Origin of the sequence: Rothia nasimurium (assembly GCF_928381705.1) — a bacterium.
Taxonomy (GTDB): Bacteria; Actinomycetota; Actinomycetes; order Actinomycetales; family Micrococcaceae; genus Rothia; species Rothia nasimurium_G.
In genome coordinates this window covers 1-22,801 of the sequence record NZ_CAKMSR010000008.1, presented here as the reverse complement: position 1 = coordinate 22,801, position 22,801 = coordinate 1, and the positions used below count along the sequence as shown (strand labels likewise).

Annotated in this window: 21 protein-coding genes; 8 read left to right on the top strand and 13 right to left on the bottom strand. The window is 59.6% G+C overall.

The genetic code is table 11. The annotated features are described in order from the left end of the window. The first annotated feature begins 146 nt into the window (after nt 1–146). Genes L6762_RS07735 through L6762_RS07730 form a run of 3 tightly spaced genes read left to right on the top strand, consistent with a single transcriptional unit; the run spans nt 147 to nt 3,133 of the window. Nucleotides 147–1,133, top strand: coding sequence for an ABC-three component system protein (locus tag L6762_RS07735; protein WP_237186580.1), 987 nt, complete (start codon nt 147–149; stop codon nt 1,131–1,133). After that, nucleotides 1,096–1,350 (top strand): ABC-three component system middle component 8, encoded by a 255-nt coding sequence (locus tag L6762_RS12070; RefSeq protein WP_423817095.1) that lies wholly within the window; start codon nt 1,096–1,098, stop codon nt 1,348–1,350. Before L6762_RS07735 ends, L6762_RS12070 begins: the two co-directional genes overlap by 38 nt. Then, the gene (locus L6762_RS07730) at nt 1,337–3,133 is read left to right on the top strand and encodes a DUF2326 domain-containing protein (protein ID WP_237186572.1); all 1,797 of its coding nucleotides are present in this window, start codon (nt 1,337–1,339) and stop codon (nt 3,131–3,133) included. Before L6762_RS12070 ends, L6762_RS07730 begins: the two co-directional genes overlap by 14 nt. A gap of 178 nt (nt 3,134–3,311) precedes the next feature. On the opposite strand, the gene L6762_RS07725 is transcribed toward L6762_RS07730, so the two are convergent. Both L6762_RS07725 and L6762_RS07720 read right to left on the bottom strand, forming a co-directional pair. Further along, nucleotides 3,312–4,058: a VIT1/CCC1 transporter family protein gene (locus L6762_RS07725; RefSeq protein ID WP_423817094.1), complete on the bottom strand. Its 747-nt coding sequence runs from the start codon at nt 4,056–4,058 to the stop codon at nt 3,312–3,314. A 99-nt stretch (nt 4,059–4,157) separates the two neighbouring features. Beyond that, nucleotides 4,158–5,147: an alpha/beta hydrolase gene (locus tag L6762_RS07720; protein WP_237186564.1), complete on the bottom strand. Its 990-nt coding sequence runs from the start codon at nt 5,145–5,147 to the stop codon at nt 4,158–4,160. Nucleotides 5,148–5,193: 46 nt separating this feature from the next. Here L6762_RS07720 and L6762_RS07715 point away from each other — a divergent pair, with 46 nt between their 5' ends. From L6762_RS07715 to L6762_RS07705, 3 genes are all read left to right on the top strand, one after another. After that, nucleotides 5,194–5,445: a ribbon-helix-helix protein, CopG family gene (locus tag L6762_RS07715; protein ID WP_083091871.1), complete on the top strand. Its 252-nt coding sequence runs from the start codon at nt 5,194–5,196 to the stop codon at nt 5,443–5,445. Beyond that, complete coding sequence (locus L6762_RS07710; protein WP_336603591.1) at nt 5,442–5,681, top strand: toxin; 240 nt, start codon at nt 5,442–5,444, stop codon at nt 5,679–5,681. Before L6762_RS07715 ends, L6762_RS07710 begins: the two co-directional genes overlap by 4 nt. A gap of 156 nt (nt 5,682–5,837) precedes the next feature. Continuing rightward, nucleotides 5,838–7,493, top strand: a complete 1,656-nt coding sequence (locus tag L6762_RS07705; protein WP_237186554.1) for an alpha-keto acid decarboxylase family protein — start codon at nt 5,838–5,840, stop codon at nt 7,491–7,493. 22 nt (nt 7,494–7,515) lie between these two features. Here L6762_RS07705 and L6762_RS07700 read toward each other — a convergent pair whose 3' ends face one another. After that, nucleotides 7,516–8,904: an MBL fold metallo-hydrolase gene (locus L6762_RS07700; protein WP_237186552.1), complete on the bottom strand. Its 1,389-nt coding sequence runs from the start codon at nt 8,902–8,904 to the stop codon at nt 7,516–7,518. Between the two features lie 129 nt (nt 8,905–9,033). Between L6762_RS07700 and L6762_RS07695 the strand changes: the two genes are divergently transcribed. After that, a complete protein-coding gene (locus L6762_RS07695) occupies nt 9,034–9,291 on the top strand; it encodes a metal-sensitive transcriptional regulator (RefSeq protein WP_237186546.1) in 258 nt (85 codons plus the stop codon). Between the two features lie 102 nt (nt 9,292–9,393). Here L6762_RS07695 and L6762_RS07690 read toward each other — a convergent pair whose 3' ends face one another. The 9 genes from L6762_RS07690 to L6762_RS07650 all read right to left on the bottom strand — a co-directional run bounded on the left by L6762_RS07690 (nt 9,394) and on the right by L6762_RS07650 (nt 21,264). Continuing rightward, nucleotides 9,394–9,996 (bottom strand): rhodanese-like domain-containing protein, encoded by a 603-nt coding sequence (locus L6762_RS07690; protein ID WP_237186542.1) that lies wholly within the window; start codon nt 9,994–9,996, stop codon nt 9,394–9,396. A 14-nt stretch (nt 9,997–10,010) separates the two neighbouring features. After that, nucleotides 10,011–10,787, bottom strand: coding sequence for a sulfite exporter TauE/SafE family protein (locus tag L6762_RS07685; RefSeq protein ID WP_237186540.1), 777 nt, complete (start codon nt 10,785–10,787; stop codon nt 10,011–10,013). Between the two features lie 168 nt (nt 10,788–10,955). Then, nucleotides 10,956–12,413 carry an amino acid permease gene (locus L6762_RS07680; protein WP_237186538.1) on the bottom strand — a complete coding sequence of 486 codons (1,458 nt, stop codon included), beginning with the start codon at nt 12,411–12,413 and terminating at the stop codon, nt 10,956–10,958. 124 nt (nt 12,414–12,537) lie between these two features. Continuing rightward, entirely contained in the window at nt 12,538–13,914 is a 1,377-nt protein-coding gene (locus L6762_RS07675) for an NAD-dependent succinate-semialdehyde dehydrogenase (protein WP_237186509.1), read from the bottom strand. Nucleotides 13,915–14,067: 153 nt separating this feature from the next. Then, nucleotides 14,068–15,414 carry a 4-aminobutyrate--2-oxoglutarate transaminase gene (gabT, locus tag L6762_RS07670; protein WP_237186507.1) on the bottom strand — a complete coding sequence of 449 codons (1,347 nt, stop codon included), beginning with the start codon at nt 15,412–15,414 and terminating at the stop codon, nt 14,068–14,070. A 109-nt stretch (nt 15,415–15,523) separates the two neighbouring features. After that, a complete protein-coding gene (locus L6762_RS07665; RefSeq protein WP_237186497.1) occupies nt 15,524–17,011 on the bottom strand; it encodes an NAD-dependent succinate-semialdehyde dehydrogenase in 1,488 nt (495 codons plus the stop codon). A 140-nt stretch (nt 17,012–17,151) separates the two neighbouring features. Beyond that, nucleotides 17,152–18,708 carry an APC family permease gene (locus L6762_RS07660; protein WP_237186495.1) on the bottom strand — a complete coding sequence of 519 codons (1,557 nt, stop codon included), beginning with the start codon at nt 18,706–18,708 and terminating at the stop codon, nt 17,152–17,154. Between the two features lie 222 nt (nt 18,709–18,930). After that, a complete protein-coding gene (locus tag L6762_RS07655; RefSeq protein ID WP_237186494.1) occupies nt 18,931–19,830 on the bottom strand; it encodes a universal stress protein in 900 nt (299 codons plus the stop codon). 3 nt (nt 19,831–19,833) lie between these two features. After that, nucleotides 19,834–21,264 carry a flavin monoamine oxidase family protein gene (locus tag L6762_RS07650; RefSeq protein ID WP_237186492.1) on the bottom strand — a complete coding sequence of 477 codons (1,431 nt, stop codon included), beginning with the start codon at nt 21,262–21,264 and terminating at the stop codon, nt 19,834–19,836. A gap of 163 nt (nt 21,265–21,427) precedes the next feature. Here L6762_RS07650 and L6762_RS07645 point away from each other — a divergent pair, with 163 nt between their 5' ends. Then, complete coding sequence (locus L6762_RS07645) at nt 21,428–22,117, top strand: TetR/AcrR family transcriptional regulator (RefSeq protein WP_237186491.1); 690 nt, start codon at nt 21,428–21,430, stop codon at nt 22,115–22,117. Nucleotides 22,118–22,166: 49 nt separating this feature from the next. On the opposite strand, the gene L6762_RS07640 is transcribed toward L6762_RS07645, so the two are convergent. Beyond that, on the bottom strand, nt 22,167–22,673 hold the full coding sequence (locus L6762_RS07640; protein ID WP_237186490.1) for a hypothetical protein: 507 nt from the start codon (nt 22,671–22,673) through the stop codon (nt 22,167–22,169). Nucleotides 22,674–22,801: the final 128 nt, after the last annotated feature.

Here is a 22,801-nt window from a genome sequence, read left to right as displayed (position 1 = left end):
CGGTGGTGCGGTGAAAGCTCCAAGGTGTGTCATCCATTCCAGGAGCCTCCACCTATAGCTAAGATTAGCAACGAGAGACTGTACACACGCCCCTGAAAGAACGGGGAAAACGCGCACAAAATTATTAACAAAAGGGAGTGATTCCGGTGAAGTACGCATACGAGAATCTCTCCCCTGGCCAGTTCGAAGAGTTAGTCATTTTGATATGCCAAGAGATTCTCGGAATCGGCGTGCAAGGTTTTGCCACGGGGCCAGATGGCGGACGCGATGCAAGGTTCCAAGGAACCGCGCAACTCTATCCGAGCACCTCTGCGCCTTGGACAGGTTGTGTGATAATTCAAGCAAAACACACGAACGGTCTTAACAGGTATTTCACTGAGTCTGATTTCTACAGCGCAACAAACAAGACTTGCGTCATTGCCGAGGAGATCCCGAAGATCAAATTACTGAAAGACTCAGGCGAACTCGACCACTACATACTTTTCTCGAATCGGCGACTAACCGGTAATGGAGAATCTACAATTCGTCAGGCTATTTCCTCCGCCTGTGGAGTTCCCACTAGCTCTATATATCTTTGCGGGATTGAGCAGATCGAGGTTTGGCTGAAGCGATTCAGCAACATACCGGAGATCGCGGGCATAGATCCCATTGACTCCCCACTAATCATCAGCCCAGAGGACATCGCAGAGATTGTCGCTGCGTTCGCCCAGCATCGTGACGAGATAGTATCAATACTCGATGACCCACCTGCCCCGCGAGTTGATCTGGCCACGAAGAATCGACTGAACGGGATGAGTGACGATTACTCGAATACACTCCTGCGTAAATACTTGAAAGAAACCGAACAAATTCGGCAGTTTCTTGCCGCTCCCGAAAATGATGAGTTGCTCAGTGCCTATGAGTCAGCAGTCGACGAACTTGAGTTGCGAATCATCGCCCATCGAAAGGACTATCAGTCTTTCGATCAGGTTATGGACTATCTCATCGACTTGCTTTTTAATAGAGACCCCATACTGAGACAAAAGCAGCACAAGCGTCTGACTAGAGCATTGCTCTTCTATATGTACTGGAACTGTGACATCGGAGTGAAAGGAGATGACAATGTTGAGGCCGACGAAACACTCGCATCCTGACCGAACAGTGCTCAACGTTGCTCTCATAGTTCTGGAAACCCTCAAGCGCAAGCGACTCGAAGACTACGACTCTCTTCGTACTACGGCAAAGAAACGGGTGGCCGGAGGCGATGTCTTATTCCTTCCGGCAGTGAACTTTCTCTACCTAATGGGTCTCATCGAGTACCGCTCCAAGACTGACTCGTTCGAGTATGTAGGTCCCAATGAAACTGTCTAGAATCTACTCGAATCGCGATGAGGCGTTTACTCCAATCGACTTTAATGATGGTCTGAACGTTGTTCTTGCGGAGATTCGTGTACCAGAGAACCGCAATAAGGACACGCATAATCTGGGGAAGACTACCCTTGGTCTACTTCTCGACTTTTGTCTACTCGCGCGGCGTGACGCGAGGATGTTCCTATTCAAACACGAGGAGCTATTCGACGACTTTGTTTTTTATCTCGAACTTGAACTTGAGTCAGGATCTTACGTAACTATCCGAAGGTCGGTTAGGGAAGCAACCAAGATTAGCTTTAAGCGACATGCCTCACCTGGCCAGGATTTTCAGCACCTGCCCGAAGAGCAGTGGGATCATTACAAAGTCGCGTTCGATCGCTCTAAAGTAATCCTGGACGGTCTTCTAAATCTAAGCGCCGTTCGCCCTTGGGACTTTCGTAAGGGCCTGGGTTACTTTCTGCGCACTCAGGACGATTATTCTGACGTTTTTCAACTCAAGCGATTCGCATCAAAGCATGCCGATTGGAAGCCGTATGTGGCTCATATCCTAGGTTTTGACGCTCAGTTATTTTCTGACTTTTACAGGCAAGAGGCGCAGATTGATACCCTTCGCTCCAATGAGAGGACTATTCAGTCTGAGCTCGGGGGATCCGTTGAGGACCTTAGTCGAGTCGAGGGTCTTTTGCTTCTAAAGCAACAGCAAGCGGAGAAGCAGCAGATGAAACTTGATAGTTTTGATTTTCGGGATCAAGACAAGGCAAAAACGAAAGACCTTGTCGACCAGATTGATCAGGAAATCGCCAATCTGAATGCCGAACGATACACGCTTATGTACAACAGGAAGAAAATACTATCCTCCTTAGACGATGGGGAGATAGCGTTTGATCCAGAGCGCGCCGCGCGTCTCTTTGAGGAAGCTGGAGTGCTTTTCAGTGGGCAAATTAAGCGTGACTACGAACAGTTAATTGCGTTTAATGCGGCGATTACTGAAGAGCGTCGTGGTTACCTATTGGAGGAGAAGGCAGAAGTTGAGTCTCGGCTCAAGGAAGTGGAAATAGAGCTCAATCGACTCGGCAAACTTAGATCTGAGAATTTGTCTTTCTTGAGCGATACCGACGTTGTGCGCAAGTACAAGGAAACCTCAGATGAGCTAGTTGAGCTACGTTCAGATATCGTTTCCCTGACCCGGCAACGCGAGCACTTCCAGTCCCTCCAAAGGCTACGATCAGAAATCCGTAACGCTGTTGAAGAGAAGGCTCACTTAGAATCTACCTTGGAAAGGGAGTTCGAGGAGAAGAATAGTCCAGGTACCGACAGCATCTATCGGACTATCCGGCTGCTCTTTGACGAGATAATTGATAACGTGCTTAATCAAAATGCGCTGCTCACGGTATCGTTGAATCAGCAGTATCATCCAGAGTTTGAAGCTGAGATTCTTGACGAGTCAGGGAATACCACGAGTGCACAACGAGGCTATACATATAAGAAACTTCTATGTATTGCGTTCGACTTAGCAGTACTCAGGGCACACCTCGGCAAAGGCTTCCCCTCATTTGTCTTCCATGATGGAGTGTTCGAATCATTAGATAAGCGCAAGAAGTCGAAACTTCTTGATGTAATGCGGGAATACTCAAATCTTGGAATACAACAAATCATCACGCTTATTGATACAGATATGCCCCCAAGCATCGATGGAACCTCGGTCTTCTCCGAGAATGAGATTGTGCTCAGGCTTCACGATGAAGGAGATATGGGCAGGCTTTTCAAGCTGCGGTCATGGTAATCCGAGGCCTCTGTAAAGGTTCTCACCCTGGGTGAACCCTTCTATCATTTGCAGCATTTTTATAGATAGGATTAGGTCTAGCCCTTTACCAAAACAGCACACAGGCGGGCCTGCTCGCGCAGACCCGCCTGCTGGCGTCCGCCCCGGTTCAAAGAATCAGGGGCCGAATCCCGAAGTTTTAGATCACGCCGCTTGCCCCCAGCAGGGAACCCACAGCGAAGGTAACAGCCAGGGCCAGGGCGCCACCGACGACGACGCGCACCGCCGCCTTGCCGTAGTGCGGGGAGCCACCCCACTTAGCCCCCAGAGTGCCGGTAATAGCCAGGGCGATCAGCACACCGGCGAAGGTCACCGGAATACGAATCGACTCGGGGAAGAGCAGAATCAGCAGGGTGGGCAGCAGGGCACCCATGAGAAAGGACCCGGCTGAGGCAAAGGCCGCTGACCAGGGGGAAGGGATGTCCTCATCGTCGATACCCAGCTCGAAGTGCAGGTGGGTTTTGAGGGCGTTCTTCTCGGTCATTTCGATGGCCGCCTTGCGGGCAGTTTCCGGGGAGATGCCGCGCTCTTGCAGGATTTCGGTCAGCTCGTCCAGCTCTTGTTCGGGTAGGTCGCGCAGCTCACCCTTTTCCTTGGCGATCAGGGTCTCCTGGCTGTCTACCTGGGAGGAGACTGAAACGTACTCACCCAGGGACATAGAAATGGCACCACCGACCACGGCAGCCGCTGCGGCCGCGCCAATAGCCGATGTGCTAGCAGTTGCACCGGCAACGCCGACCACAGTAGCAGCCACCGACACAATACCGTCGTTGGCACCCAGCACAGCGGCCCGTAGGCGGTTGAGCTTCTCCTGGTAGGCTCCGACCATGTCGTGAGCTTCACCGGTGTGGGAATGGGGTGCGGTTTCCTTCGCTTGGTTCATCATACTTTCATCCTAGACTTGCTCTCGGGCACTTTCCAGCGAGCGCACAGTTACCCCCTGTTCGGCGGTGCTTAACCGGCCGGTGAGGCCAGGCTGGGCTACCTAGAGGCAGTCGATGAACTCGCCGATAGCCCGGTAGGTGGCGGTACGGGCGGGTTCGGGTGAGAGGACGAGGTCGTGGGTTCCACCGTCGATGACGCGGCTGGTGACGTCCCTACCCAGCCCCAGGCCCCAGCGGCGGATTCCCTGCACGTTGAGCACAGCGTCGAAGTCGTGGCGGTCGGTGGGGTTTGTGAGTTTGCCGGAGCGGGCCGAGGTTAGCAGCAGAACGGGGGCCTGGATGTCGAGGCCGCGCTGTAGCTGCCGGTGGGCCCGGCGCACAGCTGCCAGCCAGCCCGCGTAGACGGGTGGGAAGTTGAGGGTTTTCCAGGCGGTGTTGAACTGCCAGGTTCCTGCGTGCTCAGCGTGCAGGGAGCGGGCGTAGGCGTCCTCCTGCTCCTTCTGCACGATGGTGCGCGGCTTGAGGCGCGCGAGCGCCGCCACCGACCCGGTCATGAGGGCACGCTCAACCGGGTTGTTGAAGTGGTCGAGCCAGGGTGAGTTAAGGACGAGGGCGGCCAGCTCGGGCGGGGCGGTTCGGCTGGCCCAGAGGGAGGCGATAAGGCCACCGGTGGAGTGGGCCATGAGAATAACCTGCTGGTGCCCGTCGCGGCCGGTGATGAGCTTCCAGGCGGCGGTGAGGTCTTCAAAGTAGTCGTCGAGGTTTTCGGTGTAGAAGGGGGTCTGCCCCGGTAGCAGGGAGCGCCCATATTTGCGCAGGTCAAGGGCGTAGAAGTCGTGGCCGCGGGCTGCCCACCAGTCGCCGAGGTCCTTCTGGAAGAAGTAGTCCACAAAGCCGTGCAGGTAGAGCACGGCGGGCTGTGCCACCCCGCCCTTCCCCTGCGCGGACGCCGGTAGCTGGGGGGCCGCGTCCGCCCCGTCGGCGCCTGCGGGTCGGTGGACGAGGGTGGCAACGATGGGGCCTTCTGCGTCGCGGCCCAGGTCGATGGTTTCGGCGGTGTAGGGGGCGCCGAGAATGTCTGGCTGTGTCATAAAACCCACTATACTCTCGCACGCATTTTCGTATTACGATATTTATATGGAAACTATCAACGGCACCCCGGTAACAGAAGAGCAGATTCAAGCCTGGGCTGACGAGGCTGAAGCGGGTTACGCAGTAGAACGATTTAAGAAACGTGGCCGCCCAAGCCTCGGGAGCGCTCCTGCATCGGTCATTCCCGTCCGCATGGAGGAGGAGCTCCTTGCAGCCCTCTTACATAAAGCTGAGGTTGAGCATCTTAACCGTTCAGAAGCTATCCGCGCCGCTGTCCAGGCCTGGGTTGATGCATGATTTCAGTTCACCACTCCGCTCTCAAACATGGAATACCAGCAGAAGATACCCTGGCAGCCGCCCAAACGTACGTCTTCTCAGAGGCCCTAGACGAAGAGAACCCCTGGAGGGAGTTGCGCCTGGGATTCGACACTAATGGCAGATTGCTTGAGCTCGTTGTTCTTATCTTTGATAGCGGGAATGAACTTGTCATTCACTCCATGAAGGCCCGAAAGCAGTACTGGGAGCTTTTGTAAAAAATCTTTTAACCTAGAACCTTTTCCACCCAAAACATGAGGGCGTAGAACTATCCACCGCTAACATTCTTATAGAAGTGATACCGGCAACACCCCGCAGGTATCTCATGCAAAAGACCCCTTGCTCCTCTTCTTAGATTTATAAGGACACCATCCATGACCTACACCGTCAGCGACTACCTGCTTGACCGCCTTGTTTCCCTGGGCGCCACCGATATTTTCGGTGTGCCCGGCGACTTTAACCTGCAGTTCCTCGACCATGTGATTGCGCACGAGAAACTGACCTGGGTGGGCAACGCGAATGAGCTCAACGCCGGGTACGCGGCGGATGGCTACGCTCGCGTAGGCGGTATCGGCGCCCTGGTGACCACCTACGGTGTGGGTGAGCTTTCCGCTATTAACGCAACGGCCGGTTCCTACGCCGAGCACGTGCCCGTCCTGCATATCGTGGGTGCCCCGTCCAAGGACGCCCAGGCCGCCCACCTGACCATGCACCACACCCTGGGTGATGGCGATTTCACCCACTTTATTCGTATGGCCTCTGAGGTGTCCTGCGCGGTTGCTAACCTTGAGCACGCCACCGCTACCGCCGAAATTGACCGCGTGCTGCGCGAGATGATGATTCAGAAGCGCCCCGGCTACATTCTGCTGGCAACCGACGTTGCCCGGGTTGAGGTGGCCCCGCCGAGCGGCCCGCTGGAGGTGCCCAAGGCCCTCTCGTCCCCCGGTGCTGTTGAAGCCTTCCGCGCTGACCTGGCTGAAGTGCTGGCGGGCAAGCAGACCACGGTGCTTGCTGACCTTTTGGTTCACCGCATGGGTGCGCAGGCTAACCTGACCGAGATGCTGGCGGCAACCGGCCTGCCCTACGCCACCCTGATGTGGGGCAAGACCCTGGTGGACGAGTCCAAGCCGGCTTTTGCTGGTATTTACGCCGGGGTGGTGTCGTCTGCCCGCACCAAGGACGCCGTGGAGCAGGCAGAAGCCCTAATTTGTGCAGGCGTGACCTTCACCGACACCACCACCGCAGGTTTCTCCCAGAACCTCCCCGAAAACACGGTCTTCTTGGGTGCCCAGACCGCCAAGATTGGCAGGAAGACCTACGCCCCGCTCACACTCGATACCGCCCTGGATATTGTGCGGGAGGTCGCCCGCGAGGTCGGCGCAACCCCCAAGGAGCTGCTGCCCTGGGATGAAGAAACCCACGAAGACATTGACATGACCGCCCCGCTGACCCAGGACGTCCTCTGGTCCCTGCTCTCCCGCGAACTGTCACCGGGCAACATTGTGGTGGCCGACCAGGGCACCTCCTTCTTCGGCATGGCCTCCCGCCGTTTCCCCGAGAATTCCATGTTTATCGGCCAGCCCCTGTGGGGTTCGATCGGCTATACCCTGCCGGCCATGCTGGGGGCTTCCATCGCAGACCGGGGTGCGCGCGGCGTCCTGCTCATTGGCGACGGCTCGGCGCAGCTGACCTTCCAGGAGATCGGCACCATGCTGGAGCAGAAGACCAACCCGGTAGTGGTGCTGATCAACAATGACGGGTACACGGTAGAGCGTGCCATTCACGGCCCCACCCAGCCCTACAACGATATTCGCCGCTATAACTGGCAGCTCATCCCGGCAGCGCTGGGGGCAACCGAGGACGACGTGCTCATGCTGCGCGTGACCACCGCCGCTGAGCTACTGGAAGCGACCGCCCTGACCCAGGCCACGCGCGACAAGCTGGTTTTCCTGGAGGTCATGATGGATAAGGATGACGTGCCCGCCCTGCTGGCCGACGTCGCCGCCGCGCTCACCCGCGCTAACTCCTAAGAGTAGGTGGGCCCGCACCCGGCTAGTTCTGCGCCGCCCAGGCGGCGTAGCTGCCTTCTAGCTCAAGCACGGTGTAACCGGCTCTGCGCAAGCCGCTAGCAACCACCGAGTTGCGAACGCCGGACTGGCAGAAAGTCAGCAAGGTTGAGCCGGGGGCGGGCAGTTCATCAAGACGCCAGAGGGCTGAACCTCCCGAAAGTTGCTGGGCACCGGGAATGGTGCCTGCGGCGTACTCGTTTTTAGCGCGCACATCGACCAGGGCGTCGCGGTCGGTGGCGTCCAGCTCGTCCACTGTGACCAGGGGCGAGGTGAAGTTCACCAGGGGTTCGATGTCGGTGGTGTAGTAGCGCACGGTATCGATGCCTACCCGGTAGAGGGCATCGCGCAGGTCAACTGCTTGGGTTTCAGCATCGGCGAGGACGACCAGGGGACGACTTTCGCGTTCGGGGTCCACGACCCAGGCGGCGAAGTTAGATACCTGGGGGCCTGCCGGAACGTTCAGGGAACCCTCTACGGTGCCACTGTGCACCTCGTTCTGACCGCGGGTGTCAACGAAGATTACCTCATCAGTCTCAAGTTTTTCTGCCACTTGAGCTGCGGTAAGTTCAGCGGGCTCGGGAGCGGGGTAGCCGATGAGGGCTGGCCCGACCCGGTTTTCCTTCTTCATGCGGGCAAAGTAAGCGTGGGCGTCAGGCTGGCCGTTGAGCAGCTCGTCGATAAAGCCCTGCTCGTCATTGTCGCGTACGTAGGGGGCCCACCAGGCGTAGGCCTTTTCGTAGCCGACGGTACTCGAGGGCACTGCACCGAGAGCCTTACCGCAGGGGGAGCCTGCGCCGTGAGCAGGGTGCACCTGTACGTGATCGGGCAGGGGCATGAAGACATTTTTGAGGCTGGCGAACAGATCGCGGGCACCGGCAAAGCGGGTATCGACGCCGCCGGCCGCTTCATCAAGCAGGTCGGGGCGACCCAGGTCGCCGACGAAGACAAAGTCGCCGGTGAGCATGTAGCCAGGGGCATCAGCCACAGCGCCATCAGTAATAAGGAAGGAAAGATGCTCTGGGGTGTGGCCGGGGGTGTGCTGGGCGGTGACGGTGATTTTACCTAGCTGGATGGTGTCGCCGTGGTAGAGACGGGTGCCGTCGAAGTCGTACTGCCAGTCGTCCCCGCCTTCGCCGGAGAGGTACATGGTGGCGCCGGTTGCGGACGCCAGTTCTCGGGTTCCGGAGAGGTAGTCGGCGTGGATGTGGGTTTCGGTGGCGGCCACGATTTTCATGTTGTTTTTGGCGGCGAGGTCGAGGTAGACCTGGATGTCGCGACGGGCATCGACCACGATGGCTTCGCCCTTGCGCTGGCAGCCGATAAAGTAGCTGGCCTGGGCAAGGCCTTCTTCGTAAATGCGTTCAAAGAGCACGGTAGGTCCTTTCGGTAACACTCGTTTAAAAAATACCCCTGGGGGTATTTAAAAGATACCAGAGTCCCACCCGAAAATAAACCCCCGGGGGTATAATAGAGAGAAAGTTTTTACTAGAAAGCAGGAGCTATGCAACTCAACCCGGAAGAAATGAAACCCGTCATCAACCGCCTCAAGCGCGCCCAGGGGCAGCTTAACGGCATCATTCGCATGCTCGAAGAGGGCGATGACTGCCAAAAAATCGTCACCCAGCTCGCCGCCGCCTCTAAAGCGGTCGACCGCGCCAGCTTTGCCGTGGTCGCCAGCGGACTCCAGCAGTGCCTTACCTCAGATAAGCCCGAGATGACCCCCGAACAGCTCGAGAAAATGTTCCTCTCCCTGGCCTAGGCCCCACCCACAAATCAAAACACCGCACCCCGGCTCCCACCCCAGCACCAGCAAGGTGCGGGGCGAGAACCGGGGTGCGGCGTCTTTACACCAAACCGGGGCCTAGCTCACTTGAGGGGCACCAGTGGCAGCCAGGCGACGCTTGGCTTCGCGCAGGGTCACATCCCCACCCTTGTTGTAGGGCAACTTGGAGAGCGCCGCGCCCATGGCACAGGTGTTACTGACTGCAGCAAAGGTCAAGCCTCCACCAATGGCACCGGCCAGGTACTTAGCCTTCGGGAAAATGGTGCTAGCTGCTACCCCACCCAGCACCAGAGAACCCGCAACCAGGCGCACCTGACGCTCGAGATCCCAGCGGGCCGGGCCCACATTGACTGGCTGATCTGCCTTCTTCCAGGCCTCCATACCACCGGTCAGAACGCTGGTGCGGGTAACACCAGCCCCAGCCAGGAGCTTCTGGGCGCGGGTGGCGCGAGCACCGGAACGACAGATAATGACAGCTTCATTATCGATAAAGGCGCTCAGTTCTTCAGGATGCTTTTCAATCAGAGCCAGGGGTACGTTTACACTCCCGGGAATATGGGCACCCTCGTATTCCGCTGCGGTGCGCACATCGAGCAGCAGGGCCACATGAGAGTCTTTGATGTTCTGTGCCAACTGCTGCACCTCAAGAGTGGAGGGGAGGACGCTTGTAGTATCTGACATATTTTTTCCTTTCCTTATGCCATCAGTTCAACGAGAGTGGTAGCTGCCATGTAGACCGCAACAATGTAAAGGAAGATAGCAAAAACCATCTGCAAGGCCCGCTGGGGCAGCCTCTTGCCGCCCCAGGTACCCACCAGGGTACCCACCACAGTTGCAGCCAGCAGGGGTGCGAGCGCTGACCAATCCAAGGACGGCAGAGCCCCAGCTCCCAGGGCGAGGGCAACGAGGCTGTTGATGAGGATAACGAGCAGGGATGTCCCCACAGCAGTTGCCATGCTGAGCCCCAAGATGAGAGTCAGGACGGGCACGATAGCAAAACCGCCACCCACACCAAAGAAGCCGGTCAAAAAGCCAACCCCTGTAGCCGCCCCCATCAGCGTAGCGCCCTGCCGGAAGGCGGAGGGGCGGGAGGTGGCGTTCATACCCTGGGCTCGCACAGAGCTTCTGCGTGCCTTGCGCACCATTAGACTGGCCACTACCAGCAACAGGGTAGAGAAGGCCAGCAGGAGCAGCCGCCCATCGAGGCCATGGGCTAACATTCGACCACTGTAGGCGCCAGCCAAACCAAGCGCCCCAAAGAAAGCGCCGCGACGCCAGTCAACAGAGCGGGCTTGGGTCAGCACACCGGCGACAGCACCAATACCCACGACTACGAGGGAAGCTAGGGTCGCCTGGGCCGGGCTAAACCCGAACCCGTAGACCAACAGGGGAATCGCTAAAATAGCCCCACCCCCGCCCAGGGCACCCATGAGCAAACCTATAGCCAGGCCGCCTGCAAGAGCTAACAGCACAGTTCCTCTTTCTCTTTCTTCACCCTAGAGATAATACCCCCAGGGGTATATAAAAAACAAGGCTGCCCTCGCTAAGGCACCCAACTCCACACCCTGCCACAAACCGCTGCGGGCGTCCGCGCAATTTCGTGACAGGGCGTGGGGTTGGGAATACCTTGCAAAGGCGATCTAGCTCTTCGCCGCCACCTTCTTACGGGCCAGGGGCCACAGGGCCAGCATGGCTACGGTGACAATGAGCGAGGTGTAGACCTGGGTGCGGCCCGACTCGCTGCCCAGCATCACGATCAGCACGAAGAGAATGCCCACGATGAGCACGATGTTGAGCCAGGGGAAGAGCCACATCTTGAGTTTGAGCCCGGCAACTTCTTCGGGGGTCATCTTGCGGCGCATGTTCCACTGGGTCAGGGCGATAAAGACGTAGACGAAGAGGGCGACCAGGCCCGCTGAGTTCATGATGAACTCGAAGATACCCGAGTTGGGGGCGGCAAAGTTCACGATGGAGGCAATGACGCCGCCGATGGTGGATGCCAGTAGGGCGTAGACGGGCACGCCGCGGCGGGACTTCTTAGCGAGCAGGTCGGGGCCGAAGCCCTGCTGGGAGAGGGCTGCTGCCATGCGGGAGGCAGAGTACAGGCCGGAGTTCAGCACCGAGATAACGGCGGTGAAGATAACCAGCTGCATAATGACCGAGGCCCCGGGCACGCCCAGGCGCTCAAAGACCAGGGTGAAGGGGGCGACCGACACGTTGGTGGGTTCGGGCAGTTCGTCCCAAGGAATCACCATGCAGATCACGGCGATAGCGCCGACGAAGAAGAGCAGGATGCGCCAGATAACGGTCGAGGAAGCCTGGCGGATACCCTTGGCGGGGTCTTCCGATTCGGCCGCTGCCATGACGGCAATTTCGGTACCGAAGTAGGAGAAGATCACCAGGGCGACACCGGTGAGCGCGATGCCGTAACCGTTGGGGGCGAAGCCGCCATGGCTCCACAGGTAGTTGACGGTGTTAGTGGAGTCGGGCCACAGGCCAAGGGCGAAGAGCAGACCGGCGGCCAAGAAGACCACGATGGCAATCACCTTGATGGAGGCCAACCAGAATTCGACTTCACCGAAGGTGCGCACAGAGATGAGGTTGGTGCCCACAAAGATGGCGAGAAGGACGAGGGAGGCGGCCCAGGCGGGCACGCCGGGGAACCAGCCCGCGATGGTTTCGCCACCGAGTACCGCCTCATAGGCGAGCACGCCGACCCAGAAGTACCAGTAGAGCCAGCCGACCAGGTAGGCAGCCCAGTTGCCCAGGCCTACGCGGGCGTATTCCATGAAGGAGCCGATGGCGGGCCGGGCAGCAGCCATTTCGCCCAGCATGCGCATGGCGAGGAAGACCAGCAGGCCGCCGATGAGGTAGGAGATGAGGGCGGCGGGGCCGACGGAGCGAATCACGTTACCGGAGCCCACGAAGAGGGAGGCGCCGATAATGCCGCCGAGGGTAATCATGGTGACGTGGCGGGGGCGGAGTTTGCGCACGGTGGCGTCCCCGGTGATGGGTGGGGCGGTGTGCTGGTTGACTCGCATGCCGACGGAGGTCTCGGGCGAGACCGCGTCGTCGTAGGGTGAGTGGGGTTGTGTCATGTGTTTTCCTAGGGGTGCGCGCTGGGTGCGCTGGGAATTTTTAAGGACGCCGCCGCCCGCCTACTCTGCCGGGGGCAGGGTGGCGGGCGGCTGCGTCCTTGCAACGTATGTTTATTGTACGGCGCTACTTTTGGACGAAGTAGAGGCGCTTATTGACGAATTCGTCCATGCCGTAGGGGCCGAGTTCACGGCCGTAGCCGGAGTTCTTCACGCCGCCGAAGGGGATTTCGGCACCTTCGCCGGCGGGGGTGTTGACGTTGACCATGCCAGCGTCAATCTGCTGGGCCAGGCGGCGGGCGCGAGCCTCGTCCTGCGAGAAGACAGCCCCACCCAGACCGTACTGGGTGTTGTTGGCCAACTCAATGGCTTCCTCATCGCTCTCTACCCGGTAGACGGTGGCGACGGGGCCAAAGAGCTCCTGGTAGTAGACCTCAGAGCCAACAGGCACATCGGTGAGGACGGCCGGGGAGAGGTAGGCGCTCTTATCGTCCAGCAGCTGCCCACCGACGCGCAGGGTGGCACCGGCGGCAACGGCCTCGTCGAGCTGCTTCTTGAGGCCTTCGGCTGCCGAGCGGGAGGAGAGGGACATGTAGGTGGTCTCGTCCGCCTCAGCGGGCTTGCCCGGCTTCATGGCCTCGGCCAGCTTGACGAGTTCGGCGACAAACTCGTCGTAGATGTCGGCCATGACGATCATGCGCTTGTTGGAGTTGCAGGCCTGGCCGGTGTTGTACATGCGGAAGCCCCAGGCTGTGGCGGCGGCTTCAGCGACGTTGTCGGTGTCGAGCACGATGTAGGGGTCGGAGCCGCCCAGTTCGAGTACGGCCTTCTTGAGGTTGCGCCCGGCAATACCGGCAACGATAGCGCCAGCGCGTTCGGAGCCGGTCAGTGAGACACCCTGGATGTGGCGGTGACCAATCATGGTTTCGATCTGGTCGTGGCTAGCGAAAACTGCCTCGTAGGCACCTTCGGGCAGCCCGGCGTCCTTCATAATCTCAGCGATTACGAGCGCTGATTTGGGGCAGATTTCGGCGTGCTTGAGCACGATGGTGTTGCCCAGCATGAGGTTGGGGGCAGCGAAGCGGGCGACCTGGTAGTAGGGGAAGTTCCAGGGCATGATACCCAGCAGGGCGCCCAGAGGCTTGCGCTGGATGTAGGCCTCGGAGTTTTCGGTCTCTGAGGGAATCGGCTCGTCTTTGAGATGGTCAGCAGCGATTCCGGCGTAGTAGGCAAAGATAGCGGAGGAGAATTCGGCTTCTTCGATACCTTCTGAGATGGGCTTACCCATCTCCTGGGAGATGATTTCGGCCAGTTCCTGCTTGCGCTCTTCGAAGAGCTCGGCGATGCGGTTGACGATAGCGGCGCGCTCTTCGACGCTGGTGGTGCGCCAGGAAAGGTAGGCGGCGTGGGCACGCTCTACAGCCTCGACGGCCTGTTCGTCGGTGAGGGTGTCGAAGGTTTCGAGCACCTCGCCGGTGGTGGGGTCTTCAAGTCGGTAGCTCATGGGTTTAGTTCCTTTGTGTTTGTAGGTTGGGGCGGGGCAGGTGCCCCGGCAGTCGGCTGGCTGGGTCTGGCATGAATCGAGCGAGCGCCCCGCGCGAGCTCGAGAAGGTTAGCCGATAGAGGGGCACCTGCCCTGCCCGTACAAAACAGGTGATTAGTTCCCCGCGACCTTGCGGATTTCTTCCACGAAGATGTCCAGGGCCTGGCCCAGGAGCTCTTCGCTGATAGTCAGCGGGGGCAGCAGGCGCACGACGTTGCCGTAGGTGCCGCAGGTGAGGATCAGGACGCCGTGTTCGGCGCAGGCTGCTGCGATGTCTTTGGCGGCGGTGGCGTGGGGTTCCTTGGAGTCGGAGTCTGCTACGAATTCGACGGCGAACATGGCGCCGCGGCCGCGGATTTCGCCGACGATGTCGAGTTCGTCGACGAGGGGGCCGAGCTTTTCGCGGGCGATGTCTTCGATGCGGGTGGCGCGGGCGTTGAGGTCCCACTCTTCCATGGTTTCGATGGCGGCTAGGGCTGCGGCGCAGGCGACGGGGTTGCCGCCGTAGGTGCCGCCGAGGCCGCCGGGCTGGACCTTGTCGAAGAGTTCGGCGCGGCCGGTGACGGCGGAGAGAGGCATACCGCCGGCGATGCCCTTGGCGGTGGTGATGAGGTCGGGTTCGATGCCTTCGTGGTCGGAGGCGAACCAGCTGCCGGTGCGGCAGAAGCCTGCCTGGACTTCGTCCGCGATGAAGACGATGCCCTTTTCGCGGGCCCAGGTGACCAGCTCGGGCAGGAAGCCTTCGGCGGGGACGATGAAGCCGCCTTCGCCCTGGATGGGTTCGATGAGGATTGCGGCAACGTATTCGGAGCCGATCTGCTTTTCGATCATGTTGATGACGCGGGCAGCGGCTTCCTTGCCACCTAGATCACCGTCGCGGTAGGGGTAGCTCATGGGGGCGCGGTAGACCTCGGGGGCGAAGGGGCCGAAGCCCTTCTTGTAGGGGGCGGCCTTGGCGGTGAGGGCCATGGTGAGGTTGGTGCGGCCGTGGTAGGCGTGGTCGAAGACGACGACGGCGTTGCGGCCGGTGGCTGCGCGGGCGATTTTGACGGCGTTTTCGACGGCTTCGGCGCCGGAGTTGAAGAGTACGGTGCGCTTGTCGAAGTCGCCGGGGGTGAGCTGGTTGAGTTTTTCGGCGACGGCTACGTAGCCTTCGTAGGGGGTGACCATGAAGCAGGTGTGGGTGAAGTGGGTGGCTGCTTCGCGTACGGCGTCTACGACTTTGGGGGCGGAGGCGCCGACGGAGGTGACGGCGATGCCGGAGCCGAGGTCGGCGAAGGAGTTACCGTCGACGTCGACGATGACGCCGCCGTCGGCGTCCGCTGCGTAGACGGGCAGGGTGGAGGCTACACCGGCGGGGACGTTGGCGGCGCGGCGGGCGGCTAGTTCGGCGGATTTGGGGCCGGGGACGGTGCCCTTGAGGCTGATCTGCTGAGGTAGGCGGTAGGCGATGTCGGCCATGGTTGAGGGTTCCTTTAGTGATGGATTTTGTGTAACTACAAAAAGTTGGGGTGCGGACGCCCGCACTGGGGCAACGGCGCCGGGGTGGGCGTCCGCGGGGTTTGGGGTTTTAGTTGGCGTAGGGGTCGCGGATGCCGATGTACTGGATGGAGGAGTACTCGTCGATGCCTTCGGCTGCGCCTTCGCGGCCCATGCCGGACTGCTTGACACCACCGAAGGGGGCAGCCGCGTTGGATACCACACCAGCGTTGAAGCCCATGATGCCGAACTCTAGATGGTCGCTGGCGCGGTAGAGGCGGTTGATGGATTCGGTGTAGACGTAGGAGGCCAGGCCGTATTCGGTGTCGTTGGCTAGGGCGTAGGCCTCGTATTCGTCCTTGAAGGTGAAGATGGGGGCGATGGGGCCGAAGATTTCTTCGCGGGCGACGCGGGCATCGAGGGGTACGTCAACGAGCACGGTGGGCTTGAAGAAGTAGCCTGCACCCTCGCCCTTTTCGCCGCCGGTGAGTACGCGGGCACCCTTGGCGACGGCGTCCTCGACGAGGGCAACCATGGAGTCCTGGGCTTTCTTTTCGACGAGGGGGCCGCAGGTAACGCCTTCGTCCAGGCCGTTGCCGACCTTAAGTTCGCCCATTTTTTCGGCGAACTTCCGGGAGAACTCTTCGGCTAGGGATTCGTGCACGATGAAGCGGTTGGCGGCGGTGCAGGCTTCGCCGATGTTGCGCATTTTGGCAGCCATGGCGCCAGCGACAGCCTGGTCGAGGTCGGCGTCCTCGAAGACCAGGAAGGGGGCGTTGCCGCCCAGTTCCATGGAGGTGCGCAGCACGTTGTCGGCAGCCTTTTTGAGCAGGTCCTTGCCGACGGGGGTGGAGCCGGTGAAGGAGACCTTGCGCAGGCGGGAATCGCTCATGATGGGCTCGGAGATAGCTGCTGCCGATTTGGAGGAGACGACGTTGAGGACGCCGGCGGGCAGGCCAGCGTCGAGCATGGTCTGGGCGAAGTACTGGCTGGTGAGCGGGGTCAGGCGGGCGGGCTTGAGCACCATGGTGCAGCCTGCTGCGATGGCGGGGGCGACCTTGCGGGTGCCCATGGCCAGGGGGAAGTTCCAGGGGGTAATCAGCAGGCAGGGGCCGACGGGCTTGCGGCGGGTGATCATGCGCAGGGTGCCCTCGGGCATGTCGAGGGAGCGGCCGTAGTGGCGGGGGGTTTCTTCGGCGAACCAGCGCAGGAACTCAGCGCCGTATTTGACCTCGCCGAGGGCTTCGGCGTAGGGCTTGCCCATCTCTAAGGTCATGAGGGTGGCGAACTCTTCAGCCCGTTCGGTGACGAGTTCGAAGGCGCGGCGCAGGATCTCTGCGCGTTCGCGCGGGGGTGTGGCGACCCAACCGTGCTCACCGGCTTCTTTTTCTGCCCGGCAGGCTGCGTCGAGGGCGGCGAGGGCGTCTTCTTCGGTGGCGGAGGCCAGGGTTGCGATGACTTCACCGGTGGCGGGGTTTTCAACGTCGAAGGTTCCCCCATCGGAAGCCTCACACCACTGCCCATCGATGAGTAGGCCGGTAGGCACCTTTGCCAAAAGTTCTTTCACATCTACGGTCATAGCCGGTGTGCACCTTTCGTGAACTATATATGTGATGGGTGCGTCATTAGACCCATTCTTCTGCTTATCTTACGCCCCCTACCGGTCGGCAGGTAGCCTGTCTCACACGCCCTGAGCGGACGCCCGCCCCGGGGCGGAGCTTATTCGGGCAGGTCAAGCATGTGCTCAACGTCCATGGGTACTCGGCCTGCGAAGAAGTCGGGGCGCTTGACCCGCTGGTAGAACATGACGGCAACACCGAGGGCAAGGAGGACCAGGGAGAGGATGAAGACCAGGCCGATACCACCGATTTCTGAGCCGGAGCCGTAGGCGGGGTCCATGGAATCAACGAAGGTTTGGGCGAAGAAGACCACCAGGATGATGCCACCAATAAGGGGCAAGATGAACTGGTTGAAGAGGTTGCGAGCCCCGCTCTTAAGGGAGGTCTTGCGGAAGTACCAGACGCAGGCGAAGGCGGTAACACCGTAGTAGAGGCAGACCATGAGGCTGAGAGCCGCGATGGTGTCCCAGAGTACCGAGGTGGAGATAAAGCGCATGGCCACGTAGAAGATGCTGGCGATCAGGCAGGAGGCGATAGTGGCGTAGGAGGGTGCCTGGTACTTGGGCGACAGTCGGGCGAATTTGGGGCCCAGTGCCCGGTAGTAGCCCATGGCCAGCAGGGTGCGGGCCGGGGAGACAGCGGTGGACTGTAGGGAGGCAAGCGCTGCGACCATCACGGCAATGGACATGAGGATACCCAGGGAGCCGAGCACGGGGCCGGAGAGGGCGGCAAAGATATTTTCCTGGTTGTCGGGATTCCCCAGGCCCAGGCCGTCCTCGCTGGTGCCCGCGAAGGAGAGGGTGCCGACGGAGAGGAAAAGGTAGAGGACGACGATGGTCAGAATCGTGCCGACGGCAGCGGTTCCGCTGGTGGTGTGCTTACCCTCGGTTTCTTCATTCATGGTGAGCACAGCGTCCCATCCCCAGTAGAGGAAGAAGACCAGCGACATGGAAGCAGCCAGGGTTGAGAAGGAGTCGATGCCGAAGGGGTTGAACCACTCCAAGCTGAAGGTCAGGTTAGCAAAGCCGGTGCCGGTGACTGCCTTGTAGAGGGCGACGGCGGAGAAGAGGGCCAGGACGATCAGTTGGAAAATGATGAGGACGGTCTGGAGTTTCTGGGTGGCATCCAGGCCGCGGTAGGTGATGTAGCAACCAAAGGCCATGAAAGCGAGGAAGGTGGCGATATTGACCAGGTTATTGGAGGCGAGGTCTGCGATGTCGGGGTTGCCCAGGGCCTGGGAGAGGAAGAGGTAGAAGAAGTCAACGGCGATGCCGGCCAGGTTGGAGAGCACCAGGATGGTGGCAACCAGCAGGGCCCAGCCGCCCATCCAGCCGATGTAGGGGCCGAAGGCCTTGGTGGTCCAGGTGAAGGTAGTTCCGGCATCTGGCATGGCGGCGTTGAGTTCGCGGTAGCCGATGGCGACCAGGAGCATGGGGATGAAGCCGATGAGGAACATGGCGGGCATGTAGATTCCGGCTTCTGCGGCGACGGGGCCGAGGGCACCTGAGAGGGAGTAGGCGGGAGCTACAACGGAGATGCCGATGATGATGGAGGAGAAGAGGGTGACGTTACCCGAGGAGAGGCCTTTTTTGTTGGCGGCGCTGACGTCGACGGAGCCGTGGGGTTTGGCTCCCGAGGTAGCTGGGGTCTGGGTCATCACTGACTCCTTTTCACTATCACCTTCAGAGGTTGCAAGCAGAACAGTAAAACGAACATCATTCGTTTAGTTAGTTAGATTACAACCTTAAGTGGTTCTTGTGAAGTGCGTAACGAAATTTTTACACAGCAACCGCCCCAGAATGCAAGGTGCGCCACCCTGCCCGACACCCACCCAAGGAGTAGGCATCGAGCAGCGCGGCGCACGCACACCCATGAGGAACTAGCGACCCACCACGGGAATCGAGCCGGTCCAGGGCTCCTGAGCCGAGCCGCGGCGTCCTGGCGAATAGTCGCGGGGAACAACCACCAGGGGAATCGGCAGGCGGGTGAGAATCTTGGCGGTGTTAGAACTCAAGAAAAGCTCCCCACGCTGAGCCAGCTTAGACGACCCAGCCATGAGCACGGACCCGGCAGACCAGTCCACCGATTCCACGGCATCAGGCACACTGGCGCCGTGCCCGACAGCAACAGTGATGAGGTCCGGACGCTCGGGTACCAGGGAGGACTGCTCCAGCAGGTCCCGCACACCCTCCTCAGCTTCACGGGCAGCAGAACCGTCAGCGGCGGCGTCCTCGATGAGGGACACCAGGCGCACCGCAAGGCCGGTGCGGTTGCAGGTAGCCACAGCTTCTTCCACCAGGCCAATCGAGTCGATATCGGGGGAAACCGCACAGTCAATCTGGGTGATATGGGTAGCCGCATCGTAGTTGTGGGGCGCAAGAATCACCGGCACTGAAGCCCGGTGCAGCAGGGCATTACCTACTGAGCCGATGGAGTGGAAGAGCCAGCCACCGGTCTTAGCACCACCCACAATGATGGCACCGGCCCCGATAGCGCTAGCGAACTCCATCAGCCCGGCTGCGGTGGACTCCGCCTGGCGCAGGTGGAAACGGGCCTTGAGACTGGTGGGCACCCGCTGCTGGGCCTCCTCAAGCCAGCCCACAGCCTGCTCCTGCAACATGGCTCCGAAGTTAGAACGCGGGGCAGCTAGGCGCGGGTTTTGCTGCTTGAGCACATAGACCACATCAAGCTCAGCACCCAGCGATGAGGCGAGAGCAACCGCCAGATTGAGCGCATCCCGCCCCCGGGACGAGGGAGAATAGCCGACAACGTAACGCATGTTTTATCCCTTGAGTTTTTCGCTAATCATAGCGGCGGTTTTTTCACCCATACGAACCGCGCCGTCAACATGCTGGTAGCCTTCAGCTGCCAGGTCGGAGCAAGACCAGTGGATGGGGCCAACAGGGTCTGACTGGTAGGCACCGTAGCGAGAGAGGCCGCCCAGGTCGAAGCTGGCGGCGTAGGCGCCACGAGTCCACTCTTCAGCCCCCCAGTCGGATTCGTAGTAGCGGATGGGGTTCAGGGTCTCTTCACCCAGCATCTCTGCCATGGATTCAAGGATGGCACGCTTGCGTTCCTCAGCTGAGAGAGTGAACATGCGGTCAGCCTTTTCGTCAGAGACAAAGCCAACCAGGGTGCCGCGCTCTTCTTCCTGGCCAGTAGCCGGATCGTAGTTGGTGTTGTCGTAGATTTCCTGCACCAGGTTGTCACAGGCGAAGGAGGTGCCAGACAGGCCCTTCTCGCGCCAGAAGGGGCGGTCGTAGACAGCGTGCACCTTGATAACCAGGCCCAGCGACTGGTGCTGGTGCATCTGGTGCTGGCGGCGATCCAGGGCAGGTACATAGGAGACACGGGAGTAGAGGTTGGGCGGGACGGCCATGATGGCGTACTTGGCGCGAACCTTCACGGCCCCATCGGGGTTGGCGACGCCGTCCTCGGTGAAGTCTTCAGCTTCGGCCAGGACGGGGTAATCCCCCTCCTCCTGCCAGCGCAGCACGCGCACGGGGTGGCCCAGGATGATGTTCTCGTGGCCGATCTTTTCGGTCAGGGTGAGGGAGACCTTCTGCATACCGCCAAGCACGCGCTTGTCGAGGATGAAGTTTTCGTCGACCAGGTTAGAGAAAGAACCTGCGGAGGCCGCCATCAAAATAGCCTGCAGGGCTGAGAAAGCGTGAGAGGGCTTGGTCAGCATGGCTCCGGCGATGAAGAGGGAGATGTTGTTGAGGGCTTCTTCGTTATCGGTCTTGGTTTTGAGCCACTCACGGAAGCTGACGGAGTCGAGCTCCTTGGCGCGGGGGTGGGCCCAGGGGGCTTCGGCACCAACTTCGGCGACGATTTCGTCCATCATGTCGATGAGGCGCAGCATTTCGGCCTTGGTGGCTTCATCAACAGGGAAGATGTCGCCAGAGTAGCGCTTGACCTGACCATCGAGGGTTTTGTAAATGGAGTCACCCTCGCGGTAGCGGGAGAAGGTTTTGAGGTTGAGCTCGTCGAGTAGGGCTTTGAGAGCAGTCTGATCTGGGGAAACCCACTGGCCACCAATTTCGATAAAGGCACCATCAAGGTCGCCATTCCAAGTGCGGCCACCGACGCGGTGGCGGGCTTCGAGGACGGCAACCGAGTGCCCGGCCTGCTGCAGACGGTAGGCGGCGGTAAGACCCGAGGGGCCTGCGCCGATAATGACGACATCGCGGGTAATTTCCTGGGGAGCCATGGTGCTCAGCCTTTCTGCAGCGCTAGCTACACTAAACGAATACCGTTCGTTTTAGTGTAGCTTGAACCCTAATGCCTGTGAAGTACCTTACGAAAATATATAGGTGGGGCAGCTTCACACCTCATCAGCACCCGCCTACTGGCACAGTGCTACCGTTATATTCATGACCCCTACTCCCACTTCACCGCGCAATGCCGGCCGCCCCAGCGCGTCCTTACTGACCTCGGATAAAATCACCGAAACCGCTCAGAAGCTCATGGCTACAGAGGGTGATTTCACCATGGCGAAGCTGGCGCGGGCATTGGGGGTCGCACCATCTTCCCTCTACAACCATGTGGCCTCGCGCGATGAGGTTTTGGCGGCAATTTCGGACCAGGTGGCGCAGAGCATCGACACACAGGCTTTGCAGGACGCCGCCACCCAGATTCGCGGCGGAACCGTCAGCTCCCTGGGGGCGCGGGCACTATGGCTGGAGGCAACCGAGCGGTGGGCTAGATCGTATCGACAGGCCTTTTCAGTGGCACCCGCGGTCGTGATGACGCTGGCGGTGACGCCGGTACGCAGGGCACCTGCAACCCTGGCCATGTATGAGCAGGTAACTTCTGCCTTTACCGCCTTCGGCATGAGCCCCAGGCAAGCCCTGCTCACCGTAGAGGCTATCGAGGCTTTCCTCTTAGGGGCAGCCACCGACCTGCATGCACCCGTGGATATTTTCAACCCCGGCAACCACGCCGCCGAACACCCCACCATGGCAGAGGCCTACAAAGCACTGGGAGACACCCCCCAGGATGAAGCCTTTAATATAGGCCTCTCAGCGCTGCTCACGGGGCTAAGTGCCACACTAGGACTCTGAACAACACAAAGAGGTGAGCCCATAGCCCACCTCTTTGCAAATCCATAATCTAGTTACGGATAGTATTTGACCCACTGAACTCCGAGAAACCATCGCTAGTTGCACATTCACCATCAATAGTGAAATTCACAGAGGTGGTGTAACCGCCAGTAGATCCTGCTTCTATAACCTTGGACGCAGGAACCTTAACGTATACATCAAAACCAAGTGCATCAAGAGCACCATCATTGACAACAGTAATGGTGCGGCTATCTGAACCGATGGTGTAGTTCTGAGCATCGTATGACTGAAAAACCGATACTTCATCGCTCGCGACAAAGGTAATGGTGTTGTAGTTACCTGTTGAAGTAAAGGCATAAGAAAACAGAACAATGTAGTAACCATCTACAGTGTCTGCCGATACTTCCTGGTCTATGACCGGGTTGTTGAGCATATAGTCAGTCGGGCAGACCAGAGAGGATGCCGCGTAGGCAGGAACAGCTGCGGTGGCCACAACAACGGGTGCTGCCCAGGCTGCGCCGCGCACAAGACCGCGGCGGTTAATGGTGGTAGACATAGAGGCTTATTCAAAAGTCCCACCCGCAGCCAAAAACACCAACCCCCGCACCACCGCAAACACCCGCCCATACAACCCCAACGGCCGCCTAAACCCCGTATGAAGAATCCGCCAAGTCTTGATGTGAG

Excerpts from the sequence above, each read along its gene's own strand:
- L6762_RS07720 (WP_237186564.1), bottom strand. The coding sequence starts at position 5,147 with ATGACACAGCCAGACATTCTCGGCGCCCCCTACACCGCCGAAACCATC.
- L6762_RS07705 (WP_237186554.1), top strand. The coding sequence starts at position 5,838 with ATGACCTACACCGTCAGCGACTACCTGCTTGACCGCCTTGTTTCCCTG.
- L6762_RS07725 (WP_423817094.1), bottom strand. The coding sequence starts at position 4,058 with ATGATGAACCAAGCGAAGGAAACCGCACCCCATTCCCACACCGGTGAA.
- L6762_RS07715 (WP_083091871.1), top strand. The coding sequence starts at position 5,194 with ATGGAAACTATCAACGGCACCCCGGTAACAGAAGAGCAGATTCAAGCC.
- L6762_RS07655 (WP_237186494.1), bottom strand. The coding sequence starts at position 19,830 with ATGCGTTACGTTGTCGGCTATTCTCCCTCGTCCCGGGGGCGGGATGCG.
- L6762_RS07640 (WP_237186490.1), bottom strand. The coding sequence starts at position 22,673 with ATGTCTACCACCATTAACCGCCGCGGTCTTGTGCGCGGCGCAGCCTGG.
- L6762_RS07660 (WP_237186495.1), bottom strand. The coding sequence starts at position 18,708 with ATGACCCAGACCCCAGCTACCTCGGGAGCCAAACCCCACGGCTCCGTC.
- L6762_RS12070 (WP_423817095.1), top strand. The coding sequence starts at position 1,096 with ATGACAATGTTGAGGCCGACGAAACACTCGCATCCTGACCGAACAGTG.
- L6762_RS07650 (WP_237186492.1), bottom strand. The coding sequence starts at position 21,264 with ATGGCTCCCCAGGAAATTACCCGCGATGTCGTCATTATCGGCGCAGGC.
- L6762_RS07645 (WP_237186491.1), top strand. The coding sequence starts at position 21,428 with ATGACCCCTACTCCCACTTCACCGCGCAATGCCGGCCGCCCCAGCGCG.
- L6762_RS07690 (WP_237186542.1), bottom strand. The coding sequence starts at position 9,996 with ATGTCAGATACTACAAGCGTCCTCCCCTCCACTCTTGAGGTGCAGCAG.
- gabT (WP_237186507.1), bottom strand. The coding sequence starts at position 15,414 with ATGGCCGACATCGCCTACCGCCTACCTCAGCAGATCAGCCTCAAGGGC.
- L6762_RS07680 (WP_237186538.1), bottom strand. The coding sequence starts at position 12,413 with ATGACACAACCCCACTCACCCTACGACGACGCGGTCTCGCCCGAGACC.
- L6762_RS07695 (WP_237186546.1), top strand. The coding sequence starts at position 9,034 with ATGCAACTCAACCCGGAAGAAATGAAACCCGTCATCAACCGCCTCAAG.
- L6762_RS07665 (WP_237186497.1), bottom strand. The coding sequence starts at position 17,011 with ATGACCGTAGATGTGAAAGAACTTTTGGCAAAGGTGCCTACCGGCCTA.
- L6762_RS07710 (WP_336603591.1), top strand. The coding sequence starts at position 5,442 with ATGATTTCAGTTCACCACTCCGCTCTCAAACATGGAATACCAGCAGAA.
- L6762_RS07675 (WP_237186509.1), bottom strand. The coding sequence starts at position 13,914 with ATGAGCTACCGACTTGAAGACCCCACCACCGGCGAGGTGCTCGAAACC.
- L6762_RS07730 (WP_237186572.1), top strand. The coding sequence starts at position 1,337 with ATGAAACTGTCTAGAATCTACTCGAATCGCGATGAGGCGTTTACTCCA.